At 72.4% G+C, this 12,990-nt stretch carries 11 protein-coding genes; 9 read left to right on the forward strand and 2 right to left on the reverse strand.

Annotated elements, in window-relative coordinates:
• Positions 1–2 precede the first annotated feature (2 nt).
• The 8 genes from ACWCPW_RS36940 to ACWCPW_RS36975 all read left to right on the forward strand — a co-directional run bounded on the left by ACWCPW_RS36940 (position 3) and on the right by ACWCPW_RS36975 (position 9,824).
• Positions 3–1,256, forward strand: coding sequence for a Gfo/Idh/MocA family protein (locus tag ACWCPW_RS36940; RefSeq protein ID WP_449765942.1), 1,254 nt, complete (start codon positions 3–5; stop codon positions 1,254–1,256).
• 306 nt (positions 1,257–1,562) lie between these two features.
• On the forward strand, positions 1,563–1,877 hold the full coding sequence (locus tag ACWCPW_RS36945; protein ID WP_449765943.1) for a chaplin: 315 nt from the start codon (positions 1,563–1,565) through the stop codon (positions 1,875–1,877).
• A gap of 822 nt (positions 1,878–2,699) precedes the next feature.
• The gene (locus ACWCPW_RS36950) at positions 2,700–4,334 is read left to right on the forward strand and encodes a fumarylacetoacetate hydrolase family protein (RefSeq protein WP_449765944.1); all 1,635 of its coding nucleotides are present in this window, start codon (positions 2,700–2,702) and stop codon (positions 4,332–4,334) included.
• A complete protein-coding gene (dapA, locus tag ACWCPW_RS36955) occupies positions 4,331–5,272 on the forward strand; it encodes a 4-hydroxy-tetrahydrodipicolinate synthase (protein WP_449765945.1) in 942 nt (313 codons plus the stop codon). The genes ACWCPW_RS36950 and dapA overlap by 4 nt, the downstream gene beginning before the upstream one ends.
• On the forward strand, positions 5,269–6,789 hold the full coding sequence (hpaE, locus tag ACWCPW_RS36960) for a 5-carboxymethyl-2-hydroxymuconate semialdehyde dehydrogenase (protein ID WP_449765946.1): 1,521 nt from the start codon (positions 5,269–5,271) through the stop codon (positions 6,787–6,789). The genes dapA and hpaE overlap by 4 nt, the downstream gene beginning before the upstream one ends.
• Before the next feature lie 324 nt (positions 6,790–7,113).
• Positions 7,114–8,226 (forward strand): 3,4-dihydroxyphenylacetate 2,3-dioxygenase, encoded by a 1,113-nt coding sequence (gene hpaD / locus ACWCPW_RS36965; RefSeq protein ID WP_449765947.1) that lies wholly within the window; start codon positions 7,114–7,116, stop codon positions 8,224–8,226.
• A gap of 60 nt (positions 8,227–8,286) precedes the next feature.
• On the forward strand, positions 8,287–9,030 hold the full coding sequence (locus ACWCPW_RS36970) for an alpha/beta fold hydrolase (RefSeq protein ID WP_449765948.1): 744 nt from the start codon (positions 8,287–8,289) through the stop codon (positions 9,028–9,030).
• A 104-nt stretch (positions 9,031–9,134) separates the two neighbouring features.
• Positions 9,135–9,824 (forward strand): GntR family transcriptional regulator, encoded by a 690-nt coding sequence (locus tag ACWCPW_RS36975; protein ID WP_449765949.1) that lies wholly within the window; start codon positions 9,135–9,137, stop codon positions 9,822–9,824.
• 126 nt (positions 9,825–9,950) lie between these two features.
• Here the strand turns inward: ACWCPW_RS36975 and ACWCPW_RS36980 are convergent, their stop codons facing one another.
• Positions 9,951–10,688, reverse strand: a complete 738-nt coding sequence (locus ACWCPW_RS36980) for an SDR family NAD(P)-dependent oxidoreductase (RefSeq protein WP_449765950.1) — start codon at positions 10,686–10,688, stop codon at positions 9,951–9,953.
• On the reverse strand, positions 10,685–11,686 hold the full coding sequence (locus tag ACWCPW_RS36985; RefSeq protein ID WP_449765951.1) for a methyltransferase: 1,002 nt from the start codon (positions 11,684–11,686) through the stop codon (positions 10,685–10,687). The genes ACWCPW_RS36980 and ACWCPW_RS36985 overlap by 4 nt, the downstream gene beginning before the upstream one ends.
• A gap of 102 nt (positions 11,687–11,788) precedes the next feature.
• On the opposite strand from ACWCPW_RS36985, the gene ACWCPW_RS36990 reads away from it, so the two are divergent.
• The gene (locus ACWCPW_RS36990) at positions 11,789–12,775 is read left to right on the forward strand and encodes an aldo/keto reductase (RefSeq protein WP_449765952.1); all 987 of its coding nucleotides are present in this window, start codon (positions 11,789–11,791) and stop codon (positions 12,773–12,775) included.
• The last annotated feature ends 215 nt before the right edge of the window (positions 12,776–12,990 follow it).

Raw genomic sequence — 12,990 nt, forward strand, 5'->3', positions numbered from 1 at the left:
CGATGAGCGAGCTACGCGTGGGCGTGGTCGGGGTGGGACAGCGCGCCGGTCTGGCCGTCGAGGCGAATCGGCCGGGCCGGGCCCGGGTGGTCTCCTGCGCCGACCCCGCCGCGCGCGGCCGGGCCGACGCCGTCGCCCTGTTCGGCCCGGACGTCGCCGTGCACACCGACCATCGACGCATGCTCGACGACCGCCTCGACGCCGTCTTCGTGCTGACCCCGGACGATCGACACGTCGAGCCCGCACTGTTCTTCCTGACCGCCGGGGTGCCGGTGTTCGTGGAGAAGCCGCTGGCCATCACGGTGCCCGACTGCGACCGCCTGCTGTACGCCGCGCACGAGAGCGGGACCAGGTTGTACGTCGGGCACAACCTGCGTCACCTGCCGATGTTGCGGCGGATGCGCGAGTTGATCGACGAGGGCGCGATCGGCCGGGTCCGCTCGGTGTGGTGCCGACACTTCGTCGGGCACGGCGGCGACTTCTACTTCAAGGACTGGCACGCCGAACGCGCGCGCACCACCGGCCTGTTGCTCCAGAAGGGTGCGCACGACCTGGACGTGATCCACTGGTTGGCCGGCGGCTACTCGCACGACGTGGTCGCGATGGGCGACCTGGCGGTGTACGGCGGCAACCCCCGGCGCGAGCCCGTGCTCGCCGCCGCCGGCCGGGATCCGGCGACCCGGGTCGAGGAGGAGGCCCGGGCGCGGGACGGGTTCGCGCCCGAGGTGTGGCCGCCGACGGCGATGACCGGGCTCAATCCGATCGTCGACGTGGAGGACATCAGCCTGATGCTCACCCGACTCGACAACGGTGTCCTGGCCAGCTACCAGCAGTGCCACTTCACGCCGGACTACTGGCGCAACTACACGGTGATCGGCGACGAGGGCCGGATGGAGAACTTCGGCGACGGCCTGGAGGACGACCACCCCTCGATCAAGCTGTGGAACCTGCGCCGCTCCGGCTACCGGGCCGACGCCGACCGCAGCGAGGACGTGCCCGGCGGCGGCCTGCACGGCGGCGCGGACCCGGCCCTGGTCACCGAGTTCCTGCGCTTCGCGGTCCACGGCGGACCCACTCGCACCTCGCCGATCGCCGCCCGACAGGCGGTGGCCGCGGGGGTCGCCGCCACCGCCTCGTTGCGGGCGGGCGGCGTGCGTACCGAGGTGGCGCCGCTCGACCCGGACCTGGTCCGCTATTTCGCGGCGCACCAGAGCGCCGCGCCCGGCCCGCCTTCGGGCGCCGCGGCGACCTCCTGACGAGGTGGTCGCCACACCCGCGGTCCGCCCGGCCGAACGACACCGGCCGAGCGGACCGCGGGTGCCTTCCGCCCGGTAGTCCTCGTGGGCACACGGAATGGCGCGGCGGCCACCGGGGCACCGTCGGCCTCCGGTTCGTGCGCCTCGACCACGCCCGCCGCGCGTGGCCATCGCCTCCCCCACGCCGGTCACCGACCGGCGTTCGGGTGAATGTCGACACCGACCGGTTGCCTGGAGCACTTGGCCTCGTTGCATTGCACGAGCGCCGCATCCGAGCGGCGCGAACGTCGATACGGAGAGACACCAGTGAACTCGTTCAAGAAGGCCACCGTACTGGCCGCCGGCACCGCCGCTCTGGTCATGGCGGGCGCGGGTGGCGCGAGCGCCGCCGCCGAGGCCGACGGCGCGGCCGTGGACTCCCCGGGCGTGCTGTCCGGCAACAACCTGCAGGTCCCGATCAACATCCCGATCAACCTGTGCGGGAACACGATCAACGGCGGCGGCGTCCTCAACCCGACGTTCGGAAACGTCTGCCTCAACCTCGACGGCGAGGACGAGCACGACGACTTCAAGGCCGGCAACCACACCGGAAGCCTGGTCGGCGGCGGCCACCACGGCTGACCCACCATCCCCCGGTCTCGGCACCTCCTCCGCGACCGGGTGTCTCGGGGCTCCGCGAGTGCGTCCGCGGAGCCCCGATCGCCGTCCCGAAGCGCTTGGCGACCGGACGGGATCGACCCCGAGTCCGGCTCCGACCCCGAGCCCGAGTCCGTAGTCGACCGCGCGGGACCGAGGCCGTAGTCGTCGCGCCGCCTGCGAGAGGTACGGCTCCGCGCGTCTCGCGCCGATCCACCATCCTCCGTACCGGCCATGGCTCGGAATACGACACCGCGCGTTTCACCCCGTGGTCCAGGTGCGGCAACACCGGCCATGGCTCGGAATACGACCCCGCGCGTTTCACCCCGTGGTCCGGGTGCGGCAACACCGGCCATGGCTCGGAATACGACCCCGCGCGTTTCACCCCGTGGTCCGGGTGCGGCAACCCGCCGCCGGAGAGCGCCCGTCGCAGGCGCACCGGGTCCGCGCGAGTCGAGTTCGCCCCGCCCGCCCGGTCCCCCGCGTCGCCCTTCGCGTGCTGCGACGTGCGCACCCTCGCCGCCCGCACGGGTGGTCGGCGACGCCCCGCCGCCTCCGTCGGCCCCTCACGCCGCTTCGCCCGGTCCGGCCCGCCGCTTCCGTCGGCACACCGCCGCTTCGCCCGCGCCGCAACGCACGCCCTCCGCGCTCCCCCGACCGTCGCGCCGGTTCCTCCCGCGCCCGTCGGGCGAACAAGCGTTCCCGTCGCGGTGGTTGACAGCGCAACCGAGATCACCTCTATTATTCTATCCGGAATCATATATGTTTCGAGATGGCATCGCCGATCCAGGCGCGAAGGGGTGGCGAGTGACGTACGACGCGGTGACCGCATCGACCGGGCGGCGGCCCGGCAAGGTGCTGGCCGTACACCTCAACTATCGCTCCCGCGCCCACCAGCGTGGCCGTGTCCCCGACCATGCCTCGTATTTCCTCAAACCGAACAGCTCGCTCACCGGATCCGGCCCGGTCGAGCGGCCGGCCGGCGTCGAACTGCTGGGCTTCGAGGGCGAGATCGCGCTGGTCGTCGGACGCACCGCGCACCGCGTGTCACCCACCGACGGATGGGCGCACATCGGCTGGGTGACCGCGGCGAACGACCTGGGTCTGTACGACCTGCGCTACGCGGACCGCGGTTCCAACGTGCGGGCCAAGGGCGGCGACGGCTTCACCCCGCTGGGACCGACTCTGCTGCCCGCGGCCGACCTGCGACCCGACGCGCTGCGCGTACGCACGTGGCTGGACGGGGAGTTGGTCCAGGAGGACGACAGCGCGACGCTGCTGTTCGGCTTCGCCGAGCTGGTCGCGGACCTGTCCCGACTGCTCACCCTGGAGGTCGGCGACGTGATCCTGACCGGCACCCCGGCCGGCGCGTCGGTGGCCGGACTCGGCCAACGCATCGAGGTCGAGGTGGACAGCCTCGCCGCCCCCGACCGCAGCACCGGCAGGCTGCGTACCGACGTGGTCGCCGGCCCGGAACTCGGGGCGTGGGGCGCGCCGCCCCGGGTCGACCCGGCCACCCGGGCCGACGCCACCGGCACCCGGCCCGCGTGCACCGGGCCGCCCCGCCCCACGAAGCGCACCGGGCCGCCGCGACCCACCCCGCCCGCGGAACCCGCGGGCGCCGACACTCCACCCACCCTCACCGAGGAGCTGCGCGCCCGGCTCACCCGAGTGGCCGTGGCCACGCTGAGCGTGCAACTGCGCGCCCGCGGCTTCGACACCGTCTCGATCGACGGCGTCCGCGCCCTCACCCCGGGGACCCGCCTGGTGGGCACGGCCCGCACACTGCGCTATGTCCCGTTCCGCAAGGACCTGTTCGCCGAGCACGGCGGCGGCTTCAACGCGCAAAAACGCGCCGTCGACTCGCTGGAGCCGGGCCAGGTCCTGGTGATGGAGGCGCGCGGCGTGGCCGGCGCCGGCACCCTGGGCGACATCCTCGCGCTGCGCGCCCACACCCTCGGTGCGGCGGGCATCGTCACCGACGGCGCCGTTCGGGACAGCGCCGCCGTGGCCGCGCTGGGCCTGCCCGTACTGGCCGCCGCCGCGCATCCCGCCGTGCTCGGCCGCCTGCACGTGCCCTGGGACACCGACGTCACCATCGCGTGCGGCGGCGCCACCGTACAGGTCGGCGACATCGTGGTGGCCGACGACGACGGTGCCGTGGTTATCCCGCCCGCCCTGCTCGCCGAAGTCCTCCCGGCCGCCGAGCAGCAGGAGTCCCGCGAGCGCTTCATCGCCGAACAGGTCGCCGCCGGTGCGGAGTTGGCCGGTCTGTACCCGCTCGGGCCGGACTGGGAGCCCGCCTACCACGCGTGGGCCGCCGACGCCCCTGCCGACATCCCCGCCGCCCGCCCTCCCGACGCCTCGGCCGGCATCACAGCCCCCGCCGACGCCGCCCGTGAGGGCACCGCCCCGACCACCACTCGCGAGGAGCACCGATGAAGTACCGCGCCGATCCTTCCCTGATCCGCGGCTCGATCGCCCCGCTGGTCACCCCCTTCACCCCGGAGGGCGCGGTCGACACCGCCGCGCTGCGCCGCCTGGTCCGCTGGCAGATCGCGGCCGGTTCGCACGGCATCTCGCTCGGCGGCTCCACCGGCGAGCCGTCCGCGCAGACCCTCGCCGAGCGCGCCGAGGCGATCCGGGCGGTCGCCGCCGAGATCGACGACCGGGTGCCGTTCCTGCCGGGCACCGGATCGGCCAAGCTCGACGAGACCCTGGAACTGACCGGAATCGCCCGGGAGTCGGGCGCCGACGCGGTGCTGATCATCACCCCGTACTACGCGCGCCCCACCCAGGACGCGCTGTTCTCCTGGTACTCCACGGTCGCCCGGGAGTACCCGGACCTGCCCGTGGTGATCTACAACGTGCCCGCTCGCACCGCCGTGGAGATCGCTCCGCAGACCGTGGCCCGGCTCTTCCGGGCGCACGAGAACATCGTCGGCATCAAGGAGACCACCAGGGACTTCGAGCACTTCTCCCGGGTGATCGAGGCCGCCGGTCCCGAACTGCTGGTCTGGTCCGGCATCGAACTGTTGTGCCTGCCGGTACTCGTCCTGGGCGGCGCGGGCTTCGTCTCCGCGCTGGCCAACATCGCACCGGCCGCGGTCGCGCGGATGTACGAGGCCTACCAGGAGGGCGACATGGGCCATGCCCGCGCATTGCACTACGCCCTCCATCCCCTGGTGGACCTGCTGTTCGTGGAGACCAACCCGGCGCCGGCCAAGTGGCTGATGCACCGACGCGGCCTGATCGGCTCCGACTTCGTGCGTCCACCGCTGCTGCCGCTGTCCGAGCGGGGCCGAGCGGAAGTGACCGCCCTCGCCCGGAGCCGGCCCGATCTGCTGACCGACCCGGCCTTTGGAGAAGAAGCGATATGAGTCCCACGACGACGACTCCCGTCCAGCACTCCGGGGTACCCGCCGCGCTGCCCACGCGGTTGCGTCATTTCATCGACGGCCGGCACGTGGACTCGCTGGACGGCGCCACCTTCGAGGTCTGCGCCCCCGCCTCCAACCTGCCCTACGCCACCGCGGCGGCGGGCAAGGCGGCTGACGTGGACGCCGCGGTGCAAGCCGCCCGGCGCGCCTTCACCTCGGGTCCGTGGCCCGGGACGCGGGCCGGGGAGCGGGCCGCGGTGCTCCGTCGCATCGCCGACGGGGTGGAGCGTCGGGACGCCCGGCTGGCCGAGTTGGAGACCTTCGACACCGGTCTGCCGATCACCCAGGCGCTGGGCCAGGCGCAGCGCGCCGCGGAGAACTTCCGCTTCTTCGCGGACCTGATCGTCGGTCAGGCCGACGAGGCGTACCAGGTGCCCGGTCGCCAGCTCAACTACGTCAATCGCCGCCCGATCGGGGTCGCCGGGCTGATCACGCCGTGGAACACGCCGTTCATGCTCGAGTCGTGGAAGCTGGCGCCGGCCCTGGCGGCCGGCTGCACGGTGGTGCTCAAGCCGGCCGAGTTCACCCCGCTGTCGGCTTCGTTGTGGGCGGACATCCTCACCGAAGCGGGCCTGCCGCGGGGCGTGTTCAACCTGGTCGGCGGATTCGGCGAAGAGGCGGGCGCGGCCCTGGTCGAACATCCGGACGTGCCGCTGATCTCGTTCACCGGCGAGACCACCACCGGGCAGAGCATCTTCCGCTCGGCCGCCCGGCACCTGAAGGGCCTGTCGATGGAACTCGGCGGCAAGTCACCGGTGATCGTGTTCGCCGACGCCGACCTGGACGACGCGATCGACGCCGCGCTCTTCGGCGTGTTCTCGCTCAACGGCGAACGCTGCACCGCCGGTTCGCGGATCCTGGTCGAGCAAGGGGTGTACGCCGAGTTCGTCGAGCGGTTCGCCGCGCGCGCCGAGCGGATCGTGGTCGGCCCGCCGCAGGATCCGGCCACCGAGGTGGGCGCGCTGGTGCATCCCGAACACTACGAACGGGTGTTGGCGTATGTGGAGGTCGGCCGGCACGAGGCTCGCCTGGTCGCGGGCGGCTCCCGGCCCGCGCATCTGCCGACCGGGAACTACCTGGCCCCGACCGTCTTTTGCGATGTGCCGCCACACGCGCGGATCTTCCAGGAGGAGATCTTCGGACCGGTGGTGGCGCTGACCCCGTTCGCGGACGAGGCCGAGGCGATCGAGCTGGCCAACGCGGTCCGCTACGGACTGGCCGGCTACGTGTGGACCAACGACATCCGCCGGGCGCACCGGGTGGCGCAGAGCGTCCAGTCCGGCATGGTGTGGATCAACTCGCACAACGTCCGCGATCTGCGCACGCCGTTCGGCGGGATCAAGGCCTCGGGGCTCGGTCACGAGGGCGGCTACCGCTCGATCGACTTCTACACGTCACAGCAGGCCGTACACGTGGCCATGGCGCCGCTGCACACCGCCCGCTTCGGCGCCGCGTGAACCCGGGACGCCGGCCCGGTGTCGGGCCGGGTGCCCGCCGGATCCCGTCCGCGCTCGACCGTGGCCCCGGCCTGCGGTGGACCGCCAGGGCGTGTCTTCAATCCCCCGTCGGGCTCCGCGGCGTCCGGTGCCGTGCATCGGCGTGTCGGAGAAGCGCCCGCATGGTGGTTCTATTCGGGTGGTTCTCCGGGGCGGCGAGGTGCGTACCGGGCGTCGTGGAGCCCGACGGGGGATTGAAGACACGCCCTAGCTTCCGGATCGGGCCCGGGTGACCGGGCCGATCGCGCCGGCCGGGTCCGGCGCCTCGAACAGGAGGAGAGTCCGATGCCAACTCCCGCCGTTCCGCCCGTACCCGCCACCGGCCCCGGCGTGCCCGCCCCCGACCCGGCGACCCCGCGCTGTCCGGACATCGTCCGCGCCGCCTACGCCGAGTTGGTGGTCACCGACCTGGCCGCGTCCCGCGAGTTCTACGTCGACCTGCTGGGCCTGGTGGTCACCCACGAGGACGAGGACGCGGTGTACCTGCGCGCGTTCGAGGAGTTTCTGCACCATTCGCTGGTGCTGCGGCGCGGGGCCGCCGGCGCACTGGCCGCATTGGCCTACCGGGTGCGCGCGCCGCGGGAGGTCGACGTCGCCGAGCGCTACTACCGGGCACTGGGGGTGCCGGTCGAGCGCCGCGCGCCGGGTGCGACGCGCGGGATCGGGCCCGCCGTACGGGTCCTGGACCCGTTGGGGTTCCCGCTGGAGTTCTTCTACGAGGCCGAGCACGTGCCGCGCCTGCATCAGCGCTACGACCTGCACGGCGCGGGCGCGATCGCGCGGCTGGACCACTTCAACATCGTGGTGCCGGACGTGGCCCGGGCCGAGCGCTGCTATCGCGACCTGGGCTTTCGGGTGACCGAGGACATCCGGGGCGAGGACGAGACGTTGTACGCCTCCTGGCTGCACCGCAAGGACACGGTGCACGACATCGCGCTGACCGGCGGCGACGGGCCGCGGCTGCACCACATCGCGTTCGGCACGCACGAGCGCGGTCAGGTGTTGCACGTGTGCGACCTGCTCGGCGCGCGTCGCCGGTCCACGCACATCGAGCGCGGTCCCGGGAGGCACGGGGTGTCCAACGCCTTCTACGTCTACGTGCGCGATCCCGATCTGCATCGGGTGGAGATCTACACGACCGACTACTACACGGGGGACCCGGACCACCCGGTGTTGTCCTGGGACGTCCGGGACAACCAGCGGCGGGACTGGTGGGGCAACCCGGTGGTGCCGTCCTGGTACGCGGAGGCATCCCCCGTCCTGGACCTGGCCGGGCGTCCGCAACCGGTGCTCGCCCGACGGGAGGACCACGAGGCGGAGGTGACCGTCGGCGCCGACGGCTTCTCCTTCATACGGGACACGACCGGCGACGGATCCGGGATCGGGTCGCGGCTCTGAGTATTCGCCCCTGGTGTACGATCTGAAATCGTATCCGAAATAGTCGAGTGGAGAAGTAGGATGCGCCTGCGGCAGCCCCTCGCCGTCACGACCTATCCGAGCACGGAGCGCACCGAGCAGCCTCCGGTGCTGCTCGTACACGGGTTCTGCTCCAGTGCGCGCCGCACGTGGCTGGAGACGGGCATCGTCCAGGCCCTGCTCGACGCCGGCCGCACCCTGATCGCGCCGGACCTGCGCGGCCACGGCGCCAGCCCGAAGCCGACGAGCGCCGAGGAAGTGGACGCGGTCGCCTCGGCGCGGGACCTGCTGGCCGTGGTGGACGCGTACGGCGCGGACCGGTTCGACGTCCTGGCGTACTCGCTCGGCGCCCGACTGGTCTGGGAACTGGCCGAGTCGACTCCCGAGCGGATCGGTCGGGTGGTATTCGGCGGATTGAGCCCGACCGAGCCGTTCGCCGACGTGGACGTCGCGGAGCTGCGCCGGGCGGTGCACGACGAGGCCGCCCGGCCCGCCGATCCGCTCACCGGGATGATCGCCGGCCTGATCCGCGCCGAGGGTGCGGGCGCGGACGGGTTGGTGACCTGTGTCGAGGGCCTGCGCAGTACTCCGTTCACGCCCGAGCGGTGGGCCGGCGGTACACCGCCGTGGTTCGTGGTCGGCAGCGACGACACGATGACCCACGGCTCCGAGGACCTGGTCGCGCTGGCTCCGGGGGCCCGACTGGTAGCCATGGCCGGCGACCATCACGGCGTCCTGGTCAACCCGTTCTTTCGCGAGCTGGCCGTGCGGGTCCTCGACCGCTGACCCGCCGCGGCGCACCGCCCCCACCGGACCACGCCGGAGACGCCGGGCCGGGACACCTCGTCCCGGCCCGCCACCGTGTCCGGTCCAGACTGAGGAGACCGTAGTTGAGTCCCGCAAAGGCCACCACCGCCGCGAGCAAGGCCGCCAAGGCGTCGAAGTCGGAGATGTGTTACGAACTGCTGCGCGGCCGCATCCTCGACGGCACCTACGGGCCCGGGTATCGGCTGGTGTTCGACCAGCTCGCCCGCGAGGCGGGGGTCAGCACCATCCCGTTGCGCGAGGCGGTACGCCGACTCCAGTCCGACGGCCTGGTGGAGATCGTGCGCAACGTCGGCGCCCGGGTGGCGGTCTTCGACCGTTCGCAGGTCGAGCACTCGCTGAACGTGCTGGCCCGGCTCGAGGGTTACGCCACCGCGATCTCGGCGCCGCTGATGAGCGCCGCCGACATCGCCGAGGCCCGCGCGATCAACGACCGCATGGTCGAGGCGCTGGCGGACTTCGATCCCACCGCGTTCACCGCGCTCAACCGGAGATTTCATTTCTCGCTCTACGCGCATTGCCCCGACAAGCACCTGAACGCGCTGCTCGAATCGGAGTGGGCGCGGTTGGACCACATGCGGCGGTCGACCTTCACGTACGTGCCCGGCCGGGCCCGTACCTCGGTGCGCGAGCACGAGCATCTGCTCGACCTGATCGACGCGAGCGCCGATCCGCAGGTGATCGAACAGGCCGCGTGCGCGCACAAGATCGCCACCGCGGCGGCACTGCACCAGGCCAAGACCGGGACCCCGTAGCGGCTCGGCGACACGACGAAGGGCGGGCTCCGGCGAGCCCGCCCTTCGTCGTGTGCTGCCGATCCCGCGGCACCGGGGTCGTGCGGTGCCCGGGTCGCACGGTGTCAGGGTCGTCCGGCACCGTGCTCAGACCAGGAGTTGACCGCCGTCCACCGCGACGACCGTGCCGGTGATGTGCTCGGCCGCGGGCGAGGCCAGGAACACCGCGAGCGGCGCGACGTCCTCGGGTACCGCGATGCGGCCCAGCGGGATCCGCGCCTCCCACGCCTGCCGGGCCTGCGGGTCGGACATCAGCCCGGCGGTCATCGGGGTGTGCACCGGCCCGGGCGCGACCCCGTTGACCCGGATGCGGTGCGGGGCCAGTTCGAGCGCGCCGGTACGGGTGATCGCGTCCACCGCGGCCTTGGTGGCCTCGTAGTGGCCCAGGCCCGCGGTGGGCTGCCGGGCGCCGATCGAGCTGATGTTGACGATGGCGCCGCCGGCCCCCGCGGCGATCATCAGCCGGGCCGCGGCCGCGGTGACGGTGAAGGTGCCGCGCAGGTTGACCGCCACCACGGTGTCGAAGACCTCGATCGGCAGGTCGACGAGCAGTCCGCCGCCCGCGACCAGCCCCGCGTTGTTGACCAGGACCGCGAGCGGGCCGACCTCGGCGAGGACCCGGTCCAGGGCCGAGGCCACCGACGCGGGGTCGGTGATGTCCATCGGGATCGGGACGCCGCCGATCTCCCGGGCGACCTTCTCGGCCGCGTCGACGTCCAGGTCGGCGATCACGACATGGTCGCCGCCCTCGGCGAAGGCGCGCGCGACGGCCGCGCCGATGCCGCTCGCTCCGCCGGTGACCACGACGACGCGTCCGGTGCTCATCGGGCCTCCGCCACGATCACCCTCGGGCTGCCCGGGAGTTCGAGTACGTCCACCGGCTGCCAGCCGGCGTCCGTGAGCCATTCCTCGACCTCGCCGCGCGGGTACACCGTGGTGCCGTCGATGACCAGGTACTCTCCCGCGTGCAGGGTGTCGATCAGCCGCGGCGTCCCGTTCGGCTCCAGGAAGAAGTCCAGCAGCAACAGCCGGGCCCCGGGTGCCGCGGCCTTGCGCGCCGCCGCCACGATCCGCCGGTTCTGCTCGGCGTCGAAGCGGTGCACGACGTGTTCGAGGAGCACCAGGTCGAAGCCGGTGGGCATGTCGTCGGTCAGCGGGTCGCCGGTCACCACCTCGACCCGGTCCTCCACCCCGGCCGCCGCGAGGGTGTTCTCCGCGTGCCCGACCAGGTCGCCGGCGGACATGAAGGTCGCGCTCAGCTCGGGGTTCGCACGCAGCGCCTCGGCGAGGAAAGACCCGGACAACCCGCCCAGGTCCAGCACCCGCCGATGCGCGCCGAAGTCGTAGGCGCCCACCAGCATCCGGGCGTGCAACGCGTTGTACGTCATCACCCCGCCGAGGAAGACGCCGAGCCGGTCGCCGCCCAGATCCAGCGGGGCGGGTCGGGCGGTGCGGGTGGCCTCGGCGAAGCCGAGCCAGTGCGGGTAGCTGACGGTGTCCAGGAAGGTCAGGAACGGGCGCAGGTCCACGTCCGATGTCGATCCGCCGAGATGGCGCCGGACGGCGGGCGATCCGGCGTATCCCGCCTCGCCGCGCTCCAGCAGCCCGAGGCCGACCATCGCGTCGGCCAGGATCAGCGTGGTGCGCTCGGGCAGTCCGGTCCGGGTCGCGAGTTCGCCGAGTGGCGCGGGCCCGTCGGCGAGCGCGGCGAACAGGCCGGCCTCGTTGGCCGCGAAAAGCTGCTTGGCGGCCATGTACGCGATCGCGATTTCGATGATGCGTTCGGGGCCGACCTCGGCCTGGGCGTCCGAGGGAACTGGCATCGGATCTCCTCGCGGGACAGGGAGTTGGTATCTGGAATGCTATATGATTACCGATGCCGTCAACAATGGCGATCGTGTCGATCGCCGCCCCTTGGAGGATCCGTGGTGCTCTCCCCCGCCGCCGGCAGCCCGAGCCCGGTGCCCCGTCGTCGACTCGGCGCGCACGGCCCGGAGGTGCCCGTGCTCGGTCTGGGCTCGTGGAACACCTGGGATCGGATGAGCCGTTCGGACGCCGTCGCGCTGATCCTCGACGCGCTGGCGCACGGCGTGGAACTCTTCGACGTCGCGCACTACGACATGGGCCCGCACGCGGAGAACGCGCGCACCGACCTGGTCTTCGGGCAGGCGATGCGCGACGCGGGCGTGGCCCGGGAGGACTATCTGCTGTGCGGCAAGCTGTGGTTGTGGGAGTACCCGAGGAAGGGCTTCGCCGAGCAACTGGCGGTCTCGCTGGACCGAATCGGCACCGACCGGGCCGACCTGGTCGTGGTCGGCGACTTCTTCGGCGAGTTGGACGTACCAGCCGTGGTCCGCGACGTCGCCGAGCAGATCGCGGCCGGCCGGTTCACCTCGTGGGGCGTCAACAACTGGTCCGCCGCGGACGTGTGGCGGGCCCGCCGGTTCGCCGCCGAGGAGGGGCTGACGCCACCGACGTTCGCGCAGCTCAAGTACAGCCTGGCGCGTCGCACGGTGCCCGAGGGCGAGCCGTTCGCCGAACTCTTCGCCGACGGACTGGCCATGCAGGCGTCCGACGTGCTGGAAGGCGGCATCCTGGCGGGCAACCTCCGACCGCGACGCAAGATCGGCGCCGACCCCGGCGGCATCCGCGGTCGCATCCGCGACACGTACCCGCTGATCGCCCGCGTGGCCGCCGAATTCGACGCCACACCCGCGCAACTGGCCATCGCCTTCTGCCTCACCAACCCCGCGGTGGCCACCGTCCTGTTCGGCGCCAGCCGAATATCCCAATGGCAGGACAACCTCAAAGCCCTGAACCTCCTCACCCACCACCCCGAAGACCTCCGCACCGCCCTCTCCGCCACCTGGGTCGACGCCGACACCATGAACCCGACAGGCACGGAACGCTGACAACCCATCCGGCCGACAACCCCACCGTCCCGGCCGGCACGCGAGCCCACCCCTCAGCCTGGCCGGCGCTTGGGGCCACCCCAAGCCACGGGCACACCAAACGCCGGACGAACCCAAACCAGCCCGGCCGGCGTTTGAGGCCACTTTTCAGCCCGGCCGGCGCTTGAGGCCACCCTCCAGCCCGGCCGGCGTTTGAGGCCACCTTCCAGCCCGGC

The sequence above is a fragment of the Embleya sp. NPDC001921 genome, assembly GCF_053594475.1.